The 19,195-nt window shown below is 67.7% G+C and carries 16 protein-coding genes and 2 pseudogenes; 5 read left to right on the plus strand and 13 right to left on the minus strand.

Translation table 11 applies throughout. The annotated features are described in order from the left end of the window. Positions 1-7: 7 nt before the first annotated feature. The 6 genes and pseudogenes from G6N54_RS15780 to G6N54_RS15805 all read right to left on the minus strand — a co-directional run bounded on the left by G6N54_RS15780 (position 8) and on the right by G6N54_RS15805 (position 6,811). Positions 8-877 carry an AAA family ATPase gene (locus G6N54_RS15780; RefSeq protein WP_163790945.1) on the minus strand — a complete coding sequence of 290 codons (870 nt, stop codon included), beginning with the start codon at positions 875-877 and terminating at the stop codon, positions 8-10. A gap of 176 nt (positions 878-1,053) precedes the next feature. Next, a pseudogene (locus G6N54_RS15785) lies at positions 1,054-1,752 on the minus strand (XdhC family protein); the annotation flags it as partial. Between the two features lie 12 nt (positions 1,753-1,764). Next, a pseudogene (locus tag G6N54_RS15790) lies at positions 1,765-4,161 on the minus strand (aerobic carbon-monoxide dehydrogenase large subunit); the annotation flags it as partial. Then, a complete protein-coding gene (locus G6N54_RS15795; protein WP_163790946.1) occupies positions 4,158-4,637 on the minus strand; it encodes a (2Fe-2S)-binding protein in 480 nt (159 codons plus the stop codon). The gene G6N54_RS15795 and the pseudogene G6N54_RS15790, both read right to left, overlap by 4 nt. Before the next feature lie 59 nt (positions 4,638-4,696). Then, positions 4,697-5,575 carry an FAD binding domain-containing protein gene (locus G6N54_RS15800; RefSeq protein WP_163790947.1) on the minus strand — a complete coding sequence of 293 codons (879 nt, stop codon included), beginning with the start codon at positions 5,573-5,575 and terminating at the stop codon, positions 4,697-4,699. Positions 5,576-5,641: 66 nt separating this feature from the next. Further along, positions 5,642-6,811, minus strand: a complete 1,170-nt coding sequence (locus G6N54_RS15805) for an XdhC family protein (RefSeq protein WP_170313053.1) — start codon at positions 6,809-6,811, stop codon at positions 5,642-5,644. A gap of 24 nt (positions 6,812-6,835) precedes the next feature. On the opposite strand from G6N54_RS15805, the gene G6N54_RS15810 reads away from it, so the two are divergent. Beyond that, complete coding sequence (locus tag G6N54_RS15810; protein WP_163790948.1) at positions 6,836-7,801, plus strand: LysR family transcriptional regulator; 966 nt, start codon at positions 6,836-6,838, stop codon at positions 7,799-7,801. 56 nt (positions 7,802-7,857) lie between these two features. Here the strand turns inward: G6N54_RS15810 and G6N54_RS15815 are convergent, their stop codons facing one another. From G6N54_RS15815 to ttfA, 4 genes are read right to left on the minus strand one after another with little or no spacing between them, the layout of a single operon-like run. Further along, the gene (locus G6N54_RS15815) at positions 7,858-8,511 is read right to left on the minus strand and encodes a TrmH family RNA methyltransferase (RefSeq protein WP_179969071.1); all 654 of its coding nucleotides are present in this window, start codon (positions 8,509-8,511) and stop codon (positions 7,858-7,860) included. Continuing rightward, entirely contained in the window at positions 8,508-9,368 is an 861-nt protein-coding gene (locus tag G6N54_RS15820; RefSeq protein ID WP_163794759.1) for a hypothetical protein, read from the minus strand. The genes G6N54_RS15815 and G6N54_RS15820 overlap by 4 nt, the downstream gene beginning before the upstream one ends. Positions 9,369-9,425: 57 nt before the next feature. Next, the gene (gene pyrE / locus G6N54_RS15825; RefSeq protein ID WP_163790949.1) at positions 9,426-9,959 is read right to left on the minus strand and encodes an orotate phosphoribosyltransferase; all 534 of its coding nucleotides are present in this window, start codon (positions 9,957-9,959) and stop codon (positions 9,426-9,428) included. A gap of 18 nt (positions 9,960-9,977) precedes the next feature. After that, entirely contained in the window at positions 9,978-10,826 is an 849-nt protein-coding gene (gene ttfA, locus G6N54_RS15830; RefSeq protein ID WP_163790950.1) for a trehalose monomycolate transport factor TtfA, read from the minus strand. Between the two features lie 92 nt (positions 10,827-10,918). On the opposite strand from ttfA, the gene G6N54_RS15835 reads away from it, so the two are divergent. Further along, positions 10,919-11,731: an enoyl-CoA hydratase/isomerase family protein gene (locus G6N54_RS15835; RefSeq protein ID WP_163790951.1), complete on the plus strand. Its 813-nt coding sequence runs from the start codon at positions 10,919-10,921 to the stop codon at positions 11,729-11,731. 100 nt (positions 11,732-11,831) lie between these two features. On the opposite strand, the gene clpB is transcribed toward G6N54_RS15835, so the two are convergent. After that, entirely contained in the window at positions 11,832-14,378 is a 2,547-nt protein-coding gene (gene clpB, locus G6N54_RS15840; RefSeq protein WP_163790952.1) for an ATP-dependent chaperone ClpB, read from the minus strand. A 118-nt stretch (positions 14,379-14,496) separates the two neighbouring features. Between clpB and G6N54_RS30585 the strand changes: the two genes are divergently transcribed. From G6N54_RS30585 to G6N54_RS15855, 3 genes are read left to right on the plus strand one after another with little or no spacing between them, the layout of a single operon-like run. Further along, a complete protein-coding gene (locus G6N54_RS30585; protein ID WP_232072846.1) occupies positions 14,497-15,432 on the plus strand; it encodes a DUF3060 domain-containing protein in 936 nt (311 codons plus the stop codon). Positions 15,433-15,462: 30 nt separating this feature from the next. Beyond that, positions 15,463-16,635 (plus strand): FAD-binding oxidoreductase, encoded by a 1,173-nt coding sequence (locus tag G6N54_RS15850; protein ID WP_163790953.1) that lies wholly within the window; start codon positions 15,463-15,465, stop codon positions 16,633-16,635. Between the two features lie 9 nt (positions 16,636-16,644). After that, positions 16,645-17,535, plus strand: a complete 891-nt coding sequence (locus G6N54_RS15855) for an aldose 1-epimerase (RefSeq protein WP_163790954.1) — start codon at positions 16,645-16,647, stop codon at positions 17,533-17,535. A 23-nt stretch (positions 17,536-17,558) separates the two neighbouring features. Here the strand turns inward: G6N54_RS15855 and G6N54_RS15860 are convergent, their stop codons facing one another. Together G6N54_RS15860 and dnaJ are read right to left on the minus strand one after the other, a co-directional pair. Then, positions 17,559-17,957 (minus strand): heat shock protein transcriptional repressor HspR, encoded by a 399-nt coding sequence (locus tag G6N54_RS15860; protein ID WP_163790955.1) that lies wholly within the window; start codon positions 17,955-17,957, stop codon positions 17,559-17,561. After that, a complete protein-coding gene (gene dnaJ, locus G6N54_RS15865) occupies positions 17,957-19,144 on the minus strand; it encodes a molecular chaperone DnaJ (RefSeq protein ID WP_163790956.1) in 1,188 nt (395 codons plus the stop codon). Before dnaJ ends, G6N54_RS15860 begins: the two co-directional genes overlap by 1 nt. Positions 19,145-19,195: the final 51 nt, after the last annotated feature.

Consider the following 19,195-nt stretch of genomic DNA (forward strand, 5'->3'; position numbering starts at 1 on the left):
GGTCCTCTCATATGCGGCTGTACTCGGAAAATGCGTCGCGAATCTGCGTGCGGTCGTCGGGCGTCTTAGCCAGCGCACCGAGGCTCATGGCGGCGGAATCGTCGACGAGGTCCGCGACGCCCAGCGACACCAGGGCGGCGACCCAGTCGATGGTCTCGGCCACGCCCGGCGGCTTGTCCAGGTCTAGATCGCGTGCACTGCCCACGAATTGGGTGGCCTGTTCGATCAACGGCGCGGCCGCGCCGGGCACCGTGCGCCGCACGATCGCGGCGGCCCGGTCCGGCTCGGGGTAGTCGATCCAGTGGTACAGGCAGCGCCGCCGCAGCGCGTCGTTCAGGTCGCGGCTGCGGTTGGAGGTCAGCACCGCGATCGGCGGGTGCTCGGCGACGAAGGTGCCCAGTTCGGGTACGGTCACCGCAGACTCGCCGAGGAACTCCAACAGCAGGGCCTCGAATTCATCATCGGCCCGGTCGATTTCGTCGATCAATAGCACGGGAGGTGTGGGCCCCTGGTAGCGCACACACTGCAGGATGGGTCGGTCCACTAGGTAGGTCGCGGTGTACAGATCGGCTTCCTCGATGCCGGTGCCACGAGCTTCGGCCAGCCTGATGGACAGCAGCTGGCGTTGATAGTTCCAGTCGTAGAGCGCCTCGTTCGCGGTCAGGCCCTCGTAGCATTGCAGCCGAACCATCGGCGTTTTCAGCACCTCTGCAAGGGTTTTCGCTGCGGTGGTCTTGCCGACGCCGGGCTCGCCCTCGAGCAGCAGCGGCCTGCCGAGAGTGGTGGCAAGGTAGATCGCCGCGGCGGTCCCGGTGTCGAGTAGATAGTCCTTTGCGTCGAACTGGCGCACCACGTCGTCGGGGCTGCTGAACGTCACTGGGCACCCTTGCCGGCGGCGAATGCCGAGCGGCATCCCGGGCAGCAGAACCAATAGTCGGTACCCGCCAGCTGCAGGTGTTCGGTCGCGGGCCCGGTCGGCACCGTCATGCCGCACACCGGATCGATCGCCTCGGCCGCGGCGCTGGCCGCCGGGACCGTCTGCCGGGTCAGGCTGCCGTCGCGCACGGCGGCGATCAACTCGGCCGCGATCGACACCGCGATCTCCGCGGGAGTCTTGGCGCCGATGCGGATTCCGACCGGGGTGTGGCTGCGGGCCCGCTCGGCCTCGGAGATTTCGAGGTCGTTCAGGATCGAGGCCCCGCGGACCTTGCTGGCCACCAGACCGATATAGCCGACACCGTTATCCAGTGCGGCACGGATGATTTCGGCTTCCGGCCCGCCGTGGCTGGCGATCACCACCGCGGCGGTGTCGGACAGGTCGGTGTCACGCCGTGCGTCGTAACCGAGCACCCCGCACACGTCGATCAGCGCGTCGGCGATCGGGGTGGCGCCGTAGATCCGGATCAGCGGGGCCGGCAGCTGCGGTGTCAGGAAGATCTCCAGCGACCCGCCGGACAGGCACGGATTGACCACCACGCTGGCACCGGCGGCCTCCGGAAAGTGCACGTCCCCGTCGGGCAGCACCCGCAGCAGCACACTCTCGCCCGCCTGCAGCACACCCAGCGCCGCCTTGCGCACGGAGTTCTGCGCGCACTGCCCACCGACGAACCCCTCAATTGTTCCATCCGACAACAGGATTGCCTCATCACCCGGAAAGGCCGACGTCGGCGGCTGAGCACGCACCACCGTGGCATGCACAAACGGTGTCCGCGCCGCCAACAGTTGCTGAGCCCGCTCGCTGATCGCCGTCATCGCGCGTCCCTGGATCGGCGGCCTGGCGCGGCCCTGCATGGCTTCCCAGACCCGCGACGGCGTCAACGGCATGTCGGCATGCCGAACCCCGTACGGTGCCAACGCGTCCACCACGGCGTTGACCACCGCGGGCGGCGATCCGACCGTCGCCGATTCCCCGATGCCCTTCGCGCCGATCGGATGATGCGGCGACGGCGTCACGGTGTGACCGGTTTCCAGATGCGGAACCTCGAGCGCGGTCGGGATCAGGTAGTCCATCAGCGACCCGCCCAGGCAGTTCCCTTCCTCGTCGAAAGCGATCATCTCCATCAGGGCCATCCCGATGCCGTCGACGATGCCGCCGTGCACCTGGCCCTCGATGATCATCGGATTGATCTGGGTCCCGCAGTCGTCGACGGCGAGGAAGCGCCGCACCTTGACCACCGCGGTGCCCGGATCGATATCCACCACGCAGAAATACGCGCCGTAGGGATAGGTCAGGTTCTCCGGGTTGTAGCAGATCTGGGCGTCCAGCCCACCCTCGACACCCTCCGGCAGATCACCCGCGCCGTGGGCACGCATCGCGATGTCCTGAATCGTGACCGACGCGGACGGGTCGCCCTTGACGTGGAATTTGCCTTTCTCCCAATCCAAGTCGGCGACCGAAACCTCGAGCATGCCGGACGCGATGATCTTCGCCTTGTCGCGGACCTTGCGGGCCACCAGCGCCGCGGCGGCCCCGGACACCGGCGTGGACCGGCTGCCGTAGGTGCCCAGCCCGAACGGCGTCTGGTCGGTGTCGCCGTGCACGACGTCGATGTCGTCGGGCGGAATACCCAGCTCCTCGGCGACGATCTGAGCGAACGTCGTCTCGTGGCCCTGACCCTGCGTCTGCACCGAAAGCCGTACCACCGCTTTGCCGGTGGGGTGCACCCGCAGCTCGCAGCCGTCGGCCATGCCGAGGCCGAGGATGTCCATGTCCTTACGCGGACCGGCCCCGACGGCCTCGGTGAAGAAGGACATACCGATGCCCATCAGCTCGCCACGTTCGCGTTTGGCGGCCTGCTCGGCCCGCAGCACGTCATAGCCGATCATGTCCATGGCCTTGCGCATCGTCGTCTCGTAGTCACCGGAGTCGTAGACCCAGCCCGTCTTGCTGCGGTACGGGAACTGGTCGGGCCGCAGCAGGTTTCGCAGCCGCAGCTCGGCAGGATCCATCTTCAGGTCGAACGCCAGGCAATCCACCAGCCGCTCAACGAAATACACGGCCTCGGTGATCCGGAACGAACACGCATACGCCACGCCGCCGGGCGCCTTGTTGGTGTACACGGCTGTCAGGTGGCAGTAGGCGGCTTCAATGTCGTAGCTTCCGGTGAACACCCCGAAAAAGCCCGCCGGGTACTTCACCGGCGCCGCGGTGCCGTTGAACGCGCCATGGTCGGCCAGCACGGTGGATCGGATCGCCAGAATCTTTCCCTCGTTGGTGGCGGCGATCTCGCCGACCATGATGTAGTCGCGCGCGAAGCCGGTGGACGTCAGGTTCTCGCTGCGGTCCTCCATCCACTTCACCGGCTTGCCCAGCAGCAGCGAGCCGACGATCGCGCACACGTAGCCGGGGTAGATCGGTACCTTGTTTCCGAATCCGCCGCCGATGTCGGGCGCGATCACCTGGATCTTGTGCTCGGGCAGGCCGGCGACCAACGCGTACAGGGTGCGGTGCGCGTGGGGCGCCTGGCTGGTGGACCACAGCGTCAGCTTGCCGGTGACCGGATCCAAATCGGCTACCGCACCGCAGGTTTCCATCGGCGCCGGGTGGAACCGGGGGTAGATCATTTCCTGCTTGATGACGACGTCGGCCTTGGCGAACACCGCATCGGTGGCGGCCGCGTCACCGGTCTCCCAGTCGAAGCAGTGGTTGTCGGTCTTGCCCGCCAAGTCGGTCCGGATCACCGGAGCCGACGGGTCCAGCGCGGTGCGGACATCGACAACCGGGTCCAGCGGGTCGTATTCGACGTCGATCAGCTCCAGCGCGTCGCGGGCCGAATACCGGTCCTCGGCAACGACAAACGCGACCTCCTGACCCTGGAACCGCACCTTGTCGGTGGCCAGCACCGCTTGCACGTCGTTGGACAGCGTCGGCATCCAAGCCAGGCCCTTCTCGGCCAGGTCTGCGCCGGTCACCACCGCCTTGACCTTCGGATGTGCCTGCGCGGCAGTCACGTCGATGCCGACGATGGTGGCGTGCGCGTACGGCGAACGCAGGATCGCCAGGTGCAGCATGCCGGGCAGGGCGATGTCGTCGACGTAGCGACCCCGGCCGCGGATGAAGCGGGGATCCTCCTTGCGCATCATCCGGCCGTAGCCGCAGGGCTTTTGGTCGTTGTCGGCCAGGTCTTCCGTTGACGGCGGGCGGGACTCGATGGTCGTCATGAGCCGGCCTCCGCTGGTGCGCCATGCGTCGCGGCCCATTGAATGGACCGCACGATCGTGGTGTATCCGGTGCAGCGACAAATCTGCCCGGAAATCGCTTCCCGGATGGCCTCCTCGTCGGGGTTCGGGTCGCGGTCCAGCAGGGCACGGGCGGTGATCATCATTCCCGGTGTGCAGAAACCGCATTGCAGCCCGTGGCAGCGCATGAAGCCTTCCTGCACCGGGTCCAGCTCGCCGTTGGTCGCGAGACCCTCGACGGTGCGCACACTGTGGCCCGAGGCCATGACGGCGAGCATCGTGCAGGATTTCACCGGCACGCCGTCGACGTCGACCACGCACGTTCCGCAGTTACTGGTGTCGCAACCCCAGTGAGTTCCGGTGAGCCGCAGCTGATCGCGCAGGAAGTGCACGAGCAGCATCCGGGGTTCGACATCGGCGGTCACCTGCTCACCGTTGACGGTCATATTCACCTGCATGGCTATTCCTTTCTGTCGGCGACCCGCTACGCCCGGCTTTCGCCGCGCTTGCGATCGCCTTAATTCCCTGCTGCACGCACTCGTTGGGCTGCGGTACGCAAGGTGCGAGTGGTCAGTTCGGCGGCCAGGTGCCGCTTGTACTCGGCGGTACCGCGGGCATCGGTCACCGGGTCGCAGGCTTGCGCAGCACGCCGGCCCGCGTCGGCGAAGACCTCGTCGGTGACCGGCTGTCCGGCCAGACCCGCCGCCACCTCGGCAAGTGCCGCTCGGTCCACGTTGACAGCGGTCAGGCCCAGTCGGCCCGCGGCGATCGCGTCGCCGTCGAGGGTGAGCGCCGCACCGGCCGCCGCCACGGCCCAATCACCAACGCGCCGTTCGACTTTGGCATATGCACTGGATGAGTTGTGCCGCAGCGGGATTCGCACCTCGACGAGCATCTCGTTGAAGGTGAGTGCGGTTTCGTAGGGCCCGACGATGAAGTCGTCGATCGGTATTTCGCGTTCGCCCGACGGCCCTCGGGCCAGGCATACCGCGTCCAGCGCTTCGCATACGGTCGACAGATCCTCGGCCGGGTCGGCCTGACACAGCGAGCCGCCCAGGGTGCCGCGATTGCGGACCACGGGGTCGGCGATGACACGTTCGGCGTCGCGGAAGATCGGGCAGTCGGCGGCCAGCGGCTCGGAGTCCAGCAGCTCGCGGTGACGGGTCATGGCGCCGATACGGACCAGGGTCGGGTCGGTGATCACGTACCCGAGTTCAAGCGCCAGGTCGTTGATGTCGACGAGGTATTCGGGGTTGGCGATGCGCAGCTTCATCATCGGCAGCAGGCTGTGCCCGCCGGCGACCACTCGCGCCCCCTCACCCAACCGATCCAGAAGTCCGATGGCGTGGTCGACACTGGTTGCACGTTCGTATTCGAAGGGACCGGGTACCTGCATGTGACGCACCTCACTTGGAAGGGGACCACAAGTGTCGGCCGCTCTGACTCGGGCGTCAATAGTGAGTTAAGCGATCGTTGAAGTCGCCTCGAACCCGCCCGTGACCTGCTGCTCCGGGGCCTCGTGGTGGATTCGGCCGGCCAGCCGGGCCAGCGGCAAACCACCGCCGCCCCACCGCCGGGCGATGATGTCGGCCGCGATCGAGACCGCGGTCTCCTCCGGTGTTCGGGCGCCCAGATCCAGCCCGATCGGGCTGGTGAGCCGGCTCAGCTCGGCGTCGGTCAGCCCGACCGCCCGCAGCCGCTCCACTCGGTCGGCGTGCGTGCGCCGCGAACCCATCGCCCCCACGTACCCGACGTGCGGCAGGCGCAACGCCACCTCGAGAACCGGGACGTCGAACTTCGGATCGTGGGTGAGCACGCAGATCACCGTGCTCTCGTCGATGGCGCCCGCCTCCGCCTGGGTGGCAAGGTAGCGGTGCGGCCACTCGACGACGACGCGCTCGGCCGCCGGAAAACGGGCCGGCGTGGCAAACACGGAACGCGCGTCGCACACCGTGACGCGGTAGCCGAGGAAGGCGCCCTGCTGCGCGAGGGCGGCGGCGAAATCGATGGCGCCGAACACCAGCATTCGCGGCTGCGGGGCATAGCTGGCGACGAATACCTCCATGCCTTCGCCGAGGCGCTGGCCATCGGGCCCGTATTTGAGGACTTCGCTGCGGCCCACCGCGAGTAGCCCGCGCGCATCGTCGGCGACCGCGGCGTCGGCGCGCGCCGATCCCAGCGATCCCGCCTCCGCATCCCGGCGGACGACGAGGCGCCGGCCGATCCACCGCGCGTCGGGATGGCCGATGACGGTCGCAACCGCGACCGGACATTGCTCGTCAATGTCGTCGGAGACCGCGCCTAGTTCGGGAAAGGTCTTCTGCGATACCGCCTCCACGAAGATGTCGATGATGCCGCCGCATGTCAGACCGACAGCGAAGGCGTCGCCGTCGCTGACCCCGTAGCGTTCCAGCCGTGGCGTTCCGGTCTGCGTCACCTCGGTAGCGGCTTGGTAGACAGCGCCTTCCACGCAACCACCCGACACCGAGCCGCTCACCGAGCCGTCCGGTGCGACCACCATCGAGGCTCCGGGCAGCCGCGGTGCCGACCGAAAAGTTCGCACCACGGTCCCTAGACCCGCAGTGTCACCGGCGCGCCAAATCTTCATTAGTTCGGCAAGCACGTCTCGCACGCTTCCCAAAGTAGGCTCATAAGCATGACTCCGGCTCAACTTCGGGCCTATTCGGCGGTGGTTCGGTTGGGCTCGGTGCGAGCGGCCGCCGCGGAACTCGGTGTTTCCGACGCCGGAATCTCGATGCATGTCGCGGCTCTCCGCAAAGAACTCGACGACCCGCTGTTCACCAGAACCGGTGCGGGGCTGGCGTTCACACCCGGCGGGCTGCGACTAGCCAGCCGCGCGGTCGAAATCTTGGGTCTGCAGCAACAAACCGCGATCGAGGTCACCGAGGCGGCGCACGGGCGCCGGCTGCTGCGGATCGCGGCGTCGACGGCGTTCGCCGAACACGCGGCGCCCGGCCTGATCGAGTTGTTCTCGTCGCGGGCTGACGACTTGTCGGTGGAGTTGAGCGTGCATCCGACGAGCCGGTTCCGCGAGCTGATCGCGTCGCGCGCCGTCGACATCGCTATCGGCCCGGCCAGCGAGAACTCGGCGGCCGCCGACGAGTCGATCTTCGTGCGGCCCTTCCTGAAATACCAGATCATCACCGTCGTCGCGCCGAATAGTCCACTGACTGGCGGTATTCCGGCGCCGAGCGTGTTGCGTCAGCAGCAGTGGATGCTCGGGCCGTCGGCGGGCAGCGTGGACGGCGAGATCGCAATTATGCTGCGCGGCTTGGCAATTCCAGAGTCGCAGCAGCGAATATTTCAGAGTGACGCGGCCGCGCTCGAGGAGGTGCAGCGGGTCGGCGGTGTGGCGTTGACGATCGGCTTCGCCGTCGGCAAGGACCTCGCCGCGGGCAGACTGGCGCATGTGACCGGCCCGGGCCTGGACCGGTCGGGCGAGTGGTGTGCGATGACGTTGGCGCCCTCGGCTCGTCAGCCGGCGGTGTCGGAGCTGGTTCGCCTTATCACGACGCCGCGGTGTATTCAGGCGATGATCCGCGGATCGGGCGTCGGGGTGACGAGGTTTCGCCCCAAGGTTCACGTCACGCTGTGGAGCTGAGCGTGTTGCGTGTGGGCCAGGCCGCCGCCACGCCGCTGCAGCCGGCGCACTCTCAACTACCAGGCGCGGTTGAGGTCCGCGTGCTGACGGATCCAGGCGTGCATCGCGATCCCGGCGGCGACGCCGGCGTTGATGCTGCGCGTCGAGCCGAACTGAGCGATCGACACCGTCACCGCCGCACCCAGCCGGGTGTCGTCGGTGATGCCCGGCCCTTCTTGACCGAACACCAGCAGGCATTCGCGCGGCAGCGCGGCTTCTTCCAGGCGCGCGGCGCCCGGCACGTTGTCGACCGCGACCACGCTCAAACCCGCGGCAGCCGCGAAATCCAGTAGCTCGGCGGTGCTGTCGTGATGGCAGAGCCGCTGGTAGCGATCGGTCACCATGGCGCCGCGGCGATTCCAACGGCGCCGGCCGACGATGTGCACGGTGTCCACCGCAAAGGCGTTGGCGGTACGCACCACCGACCCGATATTCGCGTCGTGCCCGAAGTTTTCGATCGCGATGTGCAGCGGGTGCCGGCGATTGTCTATGTCGGCGATGATCGCTTCCCGCGTCCAATACCGGTAAGCGTCAACGACATTGCGAGTATCCCCGTCGCGCAACAGAATTGGGTCATAGCGCGAGTCGTCGGGCGGATCGCCCGACAAGGGCCCGACGCCGGCGGCCGGTGGTACCGCCCATTCCGTGGGCCCGGGCCCGAGGTCGCTCATCGCTGCGTCCAGACACCCGCGTGGGTGCCGACGATCGCCACCGTCGCATACAGCAGCGCCTGGTTGATTTCGCCCTGCGTGCACAACGACGCGGAGACGCGCACCGCGTCCAGCGAGGCGTCCGGCAGGATCAGCACCGACGACCCGTACACCGCGCAGGCCGGGTTCAGGCCGCGGCCCGGAACGGTCGGCGACGCGAGCAGCATCATCGGGCCGCCGCGACGGGCGGAGTCGTCGCGGTACCGGGCCGCCAGGGATTCGGCCTGCAGCCCCAGCAGCATGTAGCCGTTACCGGTGAAGGCCCCCGGATCACCGAGCTGCGCCTTGGTCACCGGGGTACCGTCGGCGTGCCAGGCCGACAGACTGGTGGTCTGGACGACCAGGCCCGTGTCGTTGACATTCGTCGGCATCAGCCCGATCGGAAACGCGGCCGGGTAAGCGGCGGAGGTGTCGGCGATGCGGTCCCGCTCCGAATAGCTGTACACACCGCGCACCTGACTGCGATCCTTCAGCGGGCCCAGGCACACCGCCCCGGTCAGCCGGTTCGGCGGCGCCGACAGCGGCGACTTGATATCGGGCACCACGGCCATCGCGGCGTCGCAGCTGCCCAACCCGGTGGCCTCCATCGGATGGGCGAGCGCGCCGTAGAGCCCGAAGCGGATGTCCGCGGGGTTGGCGTGCGGCGCCTTCGGGTCCGTCGGTGCGGCGTCGACGTCGACGTCGACCAACACGTAGTCGCCATCCCAGCGCAGGTTCGACACCGAGATGTTCCAGCCCAGCAGCGCCAGCGATTCGCCCAGCCGCGCACCCTGAGCTCCATACGGCCGGACGGCGTGGCTGGAACTCGAGCAGCCCATCAGGCAGGTGGCCAAACAGACTGCTATCGCAAGGAAAGTGCGCACAGCGGTGAAGCCCTAGCCCAACCCCAGATCGGCCAGGCCCAGCACGCTGCGGTACAGCAATCCCTCGGCCTGGATCGCCTCCGCGGCGCCGGTCGCGCGGTCCACCACGGTGGCCACGCCGACGACTTCGGCTCCCGCCTCCTGGACGGCATGCACCGCCGTCAGCGCCGAGCCGCCGGTGGTGCTGGTGTCCTCGACCACCAGCACCCTTTGACCGGACACCTCGGATCCCTCGATAAGACGTTGCAGCCCATGGGCTTTCGCAGACTTGCGCACCACAAAGGCATCGATCGGTCGCCCGGGCGCGTGCATGACGGCCGTCGCGACCGGGTCGGCGCCCAGGGTCAGCCCGCCGACGACCGCGTAATCCCAGTCCGCGGTGAGTTCGCGCATCAGCACGCCGATCAGGGCGGAGGCGCGGTGGTGCAGCGTGGCCCGGCGCAGGTCGACGTAGTAGTCGGCCTCTTTGCCCGACGACAGGGTGACCCGGCCGTGCACCACCGACAGCCGGCGCACTAGTTCGGCCAGTTCGTCGCGATCAGACATGTTGCAGCGCAATAGCTTTCAGCGCTGGAAGTTGCTGGCCTGTTGGCCGTTGCGCCCCGTGGCTGATGGGGGTCGCCGGATGGCTTCGGTGCAGCCCTCGTCGCGGCTGGGCGATTCCGGGGCGCGGCGGCCGGCATCTCCCAACAGCCCGGACATTTCCTGCGCCGAGCGCCGGGGCGGCAACTCCGCCCGGCCGGCCGGGGCCAGCGGACGACTCGGCGCCGCGCTGCGCGGTCCCGCCGGCTCGTCGCTGTCGGCGGGCACCGGCGGCAACACCCGCAAGAGGTCGTTGAACTGGCGCACCGTGCGCAGCCCCTCGTCCCACTGGGTGCGCGTACTGGCGATCGGCATCGCGACCAGCGTCCAATTCTGTTCGTTCCACATGATCTCCGCGCAGTCCGGCGCGGTGTGGGCGAAGGTGACCATGCGCCGGTCGCAAGCCCGACGGGCCGCGTCCAGGTTGGTCGAGTAGACCATCCGCGGGCCGATCGCACCCAGCAGCCAGATGTCGCTCTCGCGCGGCTCTTTGAGTCCCTTGAGCCGCAGGTCGACGACGACGTTGGTGCCCACCTTGCGGTGCAGCGCGATCACCGTGGCGACTTCCTCGAGATCGAAGATGTAGACCGCTTCGCCCCGGATCTGCCCCAGCACGACGTTGTGGGCGGCAACATCCCCCACCGTCGACATCACGCCACGCTTCCAGCGCTTGAGGATGTCGGTCGATTCGCGCTCGTAGTCGAACCCATGCGAGCGGGCCCAGGATTTGCGCCGCCTGCTGCGCCCCCGGCGACGATCGACGTCGACGTACAGCAACACCACCGCGCCGACGAAGCACAGCGCGGAGAGGGTGAACCAGAGGGGGACCATCCTAAGTAGCGTATCTGCTATGGCGCCGGAACCGAGAATGCGACCTGGTCACAACCACATTAAGGTTTGCTGGCCCGCGTAGGGTTCCGTCCATGGTCTACGAGGGCTACCAGCTAATTCGCGTCGCCACGGCCGACGGCGTTTGCCGGACCACGATCGACAACCCCCCGATCAACCTGCTGGACGTACCGCTGCTGAACGAGTTCGACCGGCTGGCGCGCGAGGTCGCGGCCGACGACCAGGTACGCGTGCTGGTCGTCGACTCGGCCGACCCGGAGATGTTCATTGCCCACGCCGACGTGGGACTGATCCTGGACCTGCCGGCTGACGATGTCGGGCTACACGGCGAGCTGTCGTTGTTCCACGCGGTCACCGAGCGGGTCCGGACGCTGCCGAAGGCGACGATCGCGGTGATCGAGGGCGTCTGCCGCGGCGGCGGCTGCGAGTTCGCGATGGCGTTCGATATGCGGTTCGCCGCACTCGGCGTAACGGTCCTCGGCCATCCCGAGCTGGCCGTCGGCATCATCCCGGGCGGTGGCGGCACCCAGCGGCTGCCCCGGCTGATCGGCCGGGCGCGCGCCCTGGAAGTCATCCTCGGCTGCATGGACGTCGACGCCGAGACGGCCGAAGCCTGGGGATATGTGAACCGCGCGCTGCCCGCCGATCGGCTGCGGCGGTTTGTCGACAACCTCGCCGGCCGCATCGCGTCATCGCAGGCGGTGGCCATCGTCAACGCGAAGCGAGCGGTCGGCGCCGCAACCGGAGATGTGGTGGAAGGTCTGCGCATCGAGGACCAGTTGTTTCGCGAAACCCTCGCGCAGCCGGCCGCCCGCCAACTGCTGCAGGCAGTGATCGACGCCGGTGCCCAGACCCGTGACTTCGAGCTGGGCGACCGGCGTCGCTAGAAAGAACACGCCGAACGTGCTCAGGGGGCGGAGAAATCGCGCGCTCAATTCCCGCCATGAGAGCACGTTCGGCGAAGGCGGCGCCAGAGCGCCAACCGGCTTAACCCAGGATCAGGCCGTCGCCGTCCGGGCTGACGTTGACCGGGACGGTGTCGCCGTCGTGGACCTCGCCGGCCAGCAGCAGCTTGGCCAGCTGGTCGCCGATGGCCTGCTGGACCAGCCGCCGCAGCGGCCGTGCCCCGTAGACCGGGTCGAACCCGCGCTGGGCCAGCCATTTCTTGGCCGGTAGCGACACCTCCAGCTGCAGCCGCCGCTGCGCCAGCCGCTTGGCCAGCTGCTCGAGCTGGATGTCGACGATCTGGACCAACTCCTCGGGGTTGAGTCCCTCGAAGATCAGCACGTCGTCGAGGCGGTTGATGAACTCCGGCTTGAACGCCGCGCGCACCGCCGCCATCACCTGCTCCTCGCTGCCACCCGAACCGAGGTTGGACGTCAGGATCAGGATCGTGTTGCGGAAGTCGACCGTGCGCCCCTGGCCGTCGGTGAGCCGGCCCTCGTCGAGCACCTGCAACAGCACGTCGAACACGTCCGGGTGGGCCTTCTCGACCTCGTCGAACAGCACGACGGTGTAGGGGCGCCGACGCACCGCCTCGGTCAGCTGACCACCCTGGTCGTAGCCGATGTAGCCGGGAGGCGCACCGACCAACCGGGCCACCGAGTGCTTCTCGCCGTACTCGCTCATGTCGATGCGGACCATCGCCCGGTCGTCGTCGAACAGGAAGTCGGCCAGCGCCTTGGCGAGCTCGGTCTTACCGACACCGGTCGGGCCCAGGAACATGAATGAACCCGTGGGCCGGTTCGGGTCCGCGACCCCGGCGCGGCTGCGACGCACCGCGTCGGACACGGCCTGCACGGCCTTCTTCTGTCCGACCACGCGCTTGCCCAGCTCGTCTTCCATCCGCAGCAGCTTGGCGGTCTCGCCTTCCAGCATGCGGCCGGCCGGGATGCCGGTCCACGCCGACACCACGTCGGCGATGTCGTCGGGCCCGACCTCCTCCTTGAGCATCACGTTCTCGCGGGCCTCGGCCTGCGGCAGCGCGGCGTCGAGCTTCTTCTCCACCTCGGGAATGCGCCCGTAGCGCAGCTCGGCCGCCTTGGCCAGGTCGCCGTCGCGCTCGGCGCGCTCGGACTCCCCGCGCAGCGTGTCCAGCTGTTCCTTGAGTTCGCGGACGACATCGATGGCGTTCTTCTCGTTCTGCCACCGGGTGGTCAGCTCGGCGAGCTTTTCCTTCTGGTCGGCCAGCTCGGCGCGCAGCTTTTCCAGCCGCTCCTTGGACGCCTCGTCCTCTTCCTTCTCCAGCGCCATCTCTTCGATCTCGAGGCGACGCACCAGGCGCTCGACCTCGTCGATCTCGACGGGCCGCGAATCGATCTCCATCTTCAACCGCGACGCGGCCTCGTCGACCAGGTCGATGGCCTTGTCCGGCAGGAAGCGCGCGGTGATGTAGCGGTCGCTCAACGTGGCCGCGGCCACCAGCGCGGAGTCGGTGATCCGCACCCCGTGGTGCACCTCGTAGCGGTCCTTCAGCCCGCGCAGGATGCCGACGGTGTCCTCGACCGACGGCTCGCCGACCAGCACCTGCTGGAAGCGGCGCTCCAGCGCGGCGTCCTTCTCGATGTACTTGCGGTACTCGTCGAGCGTGGTGGCACCGACGAGGCGCAGCTCGCCGCGGGCCAGCATCGGCTTGATCATGTTGCCGGCATCCATGGCGCCCTCGCCGGTCGCACCGGCGCCAACGATCGTGTGCAACTCGTCGATGAACGTGATGATCTGCCCGGCCGAGTTCTTGATGTCGTCGAGCACGGCCTTGAGACGCTCCTCGAACTCGCCTCGGTACTTCGCGCCGGCCACCATCGAACCCATGTCCAGGCTGACGACGGTCTTGTCGCGCAGACTCTCGGGCACGTCGCCGGCCACGATGCGCTGGGCCAGGCCCTCGACGATCGCGGTCTTGCCGACGCCGGGCTCGCCGATCAGCACCGGGTTGTTCTTGGTGCGACGGGAGAGCACTTGCACGACGCGGCGAATCTCGTTGTCGCGGCCTATGACCGGATCGAGTTTGCCCTCACGGGCGCGCTCGGTCAGGTCGGTGGAGTATTTCTCCAGCGCCTGGTAGGTGGCCTCCGGATCGGCACTGGTGACCCGGGCGCTGCCACGGACCTTGACGAACGCCTCCCTTAAAGCTTGAGGCGACGCGCCGTGCCCGGTGAGCAGTTTGGCGACGTCGGAGTCTCCGGTGGCCAGGCCCACCATCAGGTGTTCGGTGGAGACGTATTCGTCGTCCATCTCGGTGGCCAGCTGCTGGGCCGTGGTGATCGCGGCCAGCGATTCGCGGGACAGCTGCGGTTGCGAGCTGGACCCACTGGCTTGGGGCAGCCGCTCGAGCAGACGCTGGGTCTCGGTGCGAATGGTCGCGGGCTCGACGCCGACAGCCTCCAGCAGCGGTGCGGCGATCCCGTCGTTCTGCGTCAGCAGCGCCAACAGCAGGTGAGCCGGCCTGATCTCGGGGTTACCGGCAGCGCTGGCGGCCTGCAGGGCTGACGTCAGGGCCGCTTGCGTCTTGGTTGTCGGGTTGAAAGAGTCCACGACGCCTCCGTTCGGGTATCGGGAAAATGCTCGTCCGCTTGTTCAACGTCGTCAATATTGAGTCTGCTCCGCTCAAGTTTAAGTTTTTTTCACCCGATCCGATAGAGGTCTTTGGTCCATGAAACAGACGTATTACGGCCTCGCGCCGCCGCCGCGCAGAATTCCGGTCGCCTTCCGGCTGGCCGAGCTGCTGCCGTTTCGCTGGCGGTACGTCTGGACACTGTTCGTGGTCGCGATCGCACCCGTCGCGCTATGGATCCAACTGCCCAAGGCGTTCGCCGCGGCGGCGGTACTCACGCTGGCCGGGATCTACGCCGTGCACCTGCTGGGCGCGCGGGTGCGAATCGGACTGCTCCAGTGGGGCCGGGTCGCAACCGTCACCGGAACTGAAATACTTTCGTGTGCAACGCGTTTCAATGCCCGACTACCGATGGCGCACGGCTGGACGGTCACGCGCGGGCGCGTCAGCGGCCCCAACATCAAGACGAAGGTGTCCTACACGCTCGACGATCACCAGGGAGAGCTCGTGGTGCACGGGCGGGAATACACCGACGGGGTGATCCTGGCCGACGAGCGCGATCCCACCCGGGCGCGGTGCGTGACCGCCTTCGCCTATGACCTCGACCGCGACGAGAGCGGCAACTGGGCCGGCACGCTGCGGCCTCGGCTGCGGGCGGGGATGGCCTGCTGGTTGGGTCTCGTGATCGGCTGGCTGGTCCTGGCCGGTCTGACGGTGACCGGGATCCGCACCGACCTCGCGACCGACGACCTGCCCACCAAGGTCCCCGGCGCGGGCACCTTGCAGGTCAGCGGGTCCGGCACCGCAAAGACAATCCCCTGCAACGGCGGCTATCTGTCGGTGAGCGGGGTGGACAACACGATCACCGTCACGGGTCACTGCACCAGTGTCAGCGTCGCCGGCAAGGGGAATCGCGTGACGATCGACAGCACGGACGCGATCAGCACCGCGGGCACGGACAACGTCGTCACCTACCACTGGGGTTCGCCGAACGTCGCCAACACCGGAAGGTCGAACACCGTCGGGCAGGGCTGATCTGCCTGGGCGAGCTTAGAATCGGGCCCCGTGGGCTTAGAGGACTCCGAGGCGTTGCGGGTGCTGCGCGACGCCCTCGCACCGGACGACCCGGTCGCCGGCAGCGAACTCGTCCATCGCTTCTACACGCACTGGTTCGCCCTCGACGTCGCGGTGCGCGACCTGTTCCCGCCCGAAATGGAAGCTCAGCGAACCGCTTTCGGTCACGCCCTGCACTGGGTCTACGTCCAGCTGGTGGAGCAGCGCGCTGCCGAGCCGGTAGCATTTTTCGCCCAGCTTGGCCGGGATCACCGTAAATACGGTGTGCTGCCAAGTCATTACGAGTCCTGCCGGCGCGCGTTGTACACCACGCTGCGCACCCAGTTGGGCCGGCACTGGACCGACGCCGTCGACGAGGCCGCCACTGAGTCGCTCAACCTGATCACCGGGGTGATGGCCGGCGCCGCCGATGCCGAAGAGGGACCCGCCTGGTGGGACGGCACCGTTATCGAGCACCAACGGGTGTCCCGCGACCTCGCGGTGGTTCGGCTGCGACTGGACCGGCCGATGCACTACCACCCCGGTCAGTACGTCAACGTCCAGATCCCGCAATGCCCGCGACGGTGGCGCTTCCTGAGCCCGTCCATTCCGGCCGAGCCCGACGGCGGGATCGAGTTTCACGTCCGCCAGGTCCCCGGCGGCCTGGTCAGCACCGCGATCGTCAACGAAAGCCGAATGGGCGACCGATGGCGGTTGTCCAGCCCGCATGGTGGCCTGCAGGTGGACCGCACCGGCGCCGACGTGCTGATGGTGGCCGGCAGCACCGGTTTGGCGCCGCTGCGGTCGCTGATCATGGACCTGTCCCGCTTCGCGGAGAACCCACGAGTGCACCTCTTCTTCGGCGCGCGCTACCGTTGTGAGCTCTACGACCTGCCGACGCTGTGGCACGTCGCCGCGCACAACCCCTGGCTGTCGGTCTCGCCGGTGTCCGAATACAACAGCGACCCCGCCTGGGCCGCCGACTACCCGGACGTCACGCCACCGCGCGGGCTGCACGTCCACCAGATCGGTCAGTTGCCGGACGTGGTAACCAAATACGGCGGTTGGGGCGACCGGCAGATCCTCGTCTGCGGCGGGCCGAAGATGGTCCAGGCGACCAAGGCCGCGCTGATCGCCAAAGGCGCCCCACCGGAGCGCATTCAGCACGACCCGTTGAGCCGTTAGGCTCACCCCGTGCACTTCGTGACCCTGCGCGATCCCGCGTCGTCGTTGACCGCACGGTTCGTGCCGGAAGCGGGCATGATCGGTACCTCGCTGATCGACGATGGTGTCGAGTTGCTCGGTCAGCGGCGCGGGCTGGACGCCTATATCGAAGCCGGCAAGACGATGGGCATACCGATTCTGTATCCCTGGGCAAATCGCTTGGGCGCCAACACGTATACGGCCGAGAATGTGACCGTCGAGTTGACGCCGGGTGAAAACGGGGTGCGGGCGGACCCCAACGGCCTGCCCATCCACGGCACGTTTGCGGCTTATCCGGGTTGGCGGGTGGTGACGGAGTCGGCCAACGAGCTGACCGCCGAGGTGGACTTCGGTGCGCAGCCACGGCTGCTGGCCAGCTTCCCGTACCCGCATCTGCTGACGGTGTCGGTGCGGCTGGCCGACCGGACGCTGACGGTGCGCACCACCGTCACCGCGACCGGCGACACCGCGGTCCCGCTGTGCTTCGGCTTTCACCCGTATCTGCGCGCGCCCGACGTGCCACGCAGCGAATGGATCATTGAGGCGCCGCCATTGCGGCATTTAGCCCTCGACCAACGGGGACTGCCCACCGGCGGGTTTTCGGAGCAGCCGGCCATGAAGGAACCGTTGGGCGACAACACTTTTGACGACGCTTACGACCAGGTGGCTGATGGCGCGGTGTTCGCGGTGTCCGGCGGCGGACGGCGCCTGGAGGTCCACTTCGAGCAGGGCTATTCGGCGACCCAGATCTTCGCGCCGCCCGCCGAGGACGTGGTCTGCTTCGAACCGATGACCGCGCCGACCGATGCGCTCAGCCGGGGCAACTACCCCACGGCGCGTCCGGGTGAACCGGCCGTCGCGGTGTTCTCGATTCGGGCCTAGCGACCGTCCCGACCAATGAGCGGTTACCCCTGATCGCGGGACGGTCGGCGGGGCTTCCACACCACCAGGGCCGTGCTCTTGGGTACCACCGCGACGTCACGGCGCTGATTGGCGCGCAACATCGCGATCTCCTCGGTCATTTCCTTCAACCGCGACTGCAGCGCCTCGACCTGATTCGTCAGCTCGATGATGCGCTTGATGCCGGCGAGGTTGACACCCTCGTCCTGCGATAGACGCTGCACCTCGCGCAGCAGATCCACATCGTGCTGCGAATAGCGCCTTCCGCCACCGGAAGTGCGGCTCGGGATGACCAGCCCGAGGCGGTCGTAGGTGCGCAGGGTCTGTGCATGCATGCCGGCCAGTTCGGCCGCCACCGAGATCAAGAAGGTCCGGGCTTCGTCTCGCTTGGAGTTTTTCGCCATCAGCGATTACCCGCCCATCCGGCCCGCGGATTGAACCCACTGGAGCGTTCGGCCTCCGCATAGGCCTCCAGGGCCTCCTGAGCGGCGCCTTCCAGGTTCGGCGGCACAGCGACTTTCACGGTGACCAGCAAGTCTCCGCTGCCGCCGGTGCGCTTAGGCACACCGCGTCCGCGCACCCGCAGGATCCGGCCGTCGGCCGTACCCTTGGGTACCCGCACGCCGACCTTACCGTCCAGCGTGGGAACCGAAAGCGTTGAACCCAAAGCCAATTCGCTGAAGCTGACCGGAACCGTCACGGTGAGGTCGTCGCCGTCGCGGCTGAATATCTTGTCCGGCCGCACATGGACGGTCACGTACAGATCGCCCGATGGCGCACCGCGCAGCCCGGCTTCGCCCTGCCCGGGCAGCCGGATCCGTTGTCCGTCTTCGACGCCGGGCGGGATCCGCACGTTGATGGTGCGGGTACGGGTGGTGACGCCGGTGCCCTTGCACTCGTCGCAAGGGTGCTCGATGATCGAGCCGCTACCCCGGCAGTCGGTGCAGGGCTCGGAGAATCCGAACGCACCCTGGTTGCTGCTGACCACACCCGCGCCGTTACAGGTGGGGCACACCTTCGGGCTGGTGCCCGGACGTGCCCCGCTGCCATGGCAATTCGTGCAAGGCGCCGGGCTGGTTAGCCGCAGCGGCATCGCGACGCCATTGGCGGCCTCGACGAAATCCAGCTCCGTCTCGGTTTCCAGATCGTTGCCGCGCCGGGGCCGGCTGGGACGAGCGCCCGCGCCGCGTCCGAACAAGCCACCGAACAGGTCGCCGATGTTGGTACCCCCGCTGCGGCCGGCGGCGTCGAACAAATCGTTGAGATTGAACTCGGCGCCATCAGAGCCATAGCCGCCCACGTTGAAGCCACCGAAGCCGCCCGTGTCGAACCGTCGACCGCCAAGCCCACCACCGGCGAAGAGCCGACGGGTTTCGTCATACTCCTTGCGCTTGGTCGCATCCGAGAGCACGTTGTATGCCTCCGACACCGCTTTGAACCGTTCACCGGCGGCGGGGTTGTCGGGATTCGCATCGGGATGCAGGTCGCGCGCCAACTTGCGGTACGCGCGCTTTATCTCTTCGGAGCTGGCGTCGGAGGAGACGCCAAGCTCCTTGTAGAAGTCCTTCTCGACCCACTCACGCTGGGCCATGTCGCGTCACCTCCTCTCACCTTTCGCTATTCCTGTTGTGCTGATTCTGTG

It is taken from the genome of Mycobacterium stomatepiae, assembly GCF_010731715.1.
GTDB classification, from domain to species: domain Bacteria; phylum Actinomycetota; class Actinomycetes; order Mycobacteriales; family Mycobacteriaceae; genus Mycobacterium; species Mycobacterium stomatepiae.

Bases quoted from the DNA above. Each gene is read 5' to 3' on its own strand.
- G6N54_RS15820 (WP_163794759.1), bottom strand. From the start codon at position 9,368: ATGGGCTGCTCGAGTTCCAGCCACGCCGTCCGGCCGTATGGAGCTCAG.
- G6N54_RS15800 (WP_163790947.1), bottom strand. From the start codon at position 5,575: ATGCAGGTACCCGGTCCCTTCGAATACGAACGTGCAACCAGTGTCGAC.
- G6N54_RS15815 (WP_179969071.1), bottom strand. From the start codon at position 8,511: ATGAGCGACCTCGGGCCCGGGCCCACGGAATGGGCGGTACCACCGGCC.
- G6N54_RS15795 (WP_163790946.1), bottom strand. From the start codon at position 4,637: ATGCAGGTGAATATGACCGTCAACGGTGAGCAGGTGACCGCCGATGTC.
- G6N54_RS15835 (WP_163790951.1), top strand. From the start codon at position 10,919: ATGGTCTACGAGGGCTACCAGCTAATTCGCGTCGCCACGGCCGACGGC.
- G6N54_RS15860 (WP_163790955.1), bottom strand. From the start codon at position 17,957: ATGGCGAAAAACTCCAAGCGAGACGAAGCCCGGACCTTCTTGATCTCG.
- ttfA (WP_163790950.1), bottom strand. From the start codon at position 10,826: ATGGTCCCCCTCTGGTTCACCCTCTCCGCGCTGTGCTTCGTCGGCGCG.
- G6N54_RS15810 (WP_163790948.1), top strand. From the start codon at position 6,836: ATGACTCCGGCTCAACTTCGGGCCTATTCGGCGGTGGTTCGGTTGGGC.
- dnaJ (WP_163790956.1), bottom strand. From the start codon at position 19,144: ATGGCCCAGCGTGAGTGGGTCGAGAAGGACTTCTACAAGGAGCTTGGC.
- G6N54_RS30585 (WP_232072846.1), top strand. From the start codon at position 14,497: ATGAAACAGACGTATTACGGCCTCGCGCCGCCGCCGCGCAGAATTCCG.
- pyrE (WP_163790949.1), bottom strand. From the start codon at position 9,959: ATGTCTGATCGCGACGAACTGGCCGAACTAGTGCGCCGGCTGTCGGTG.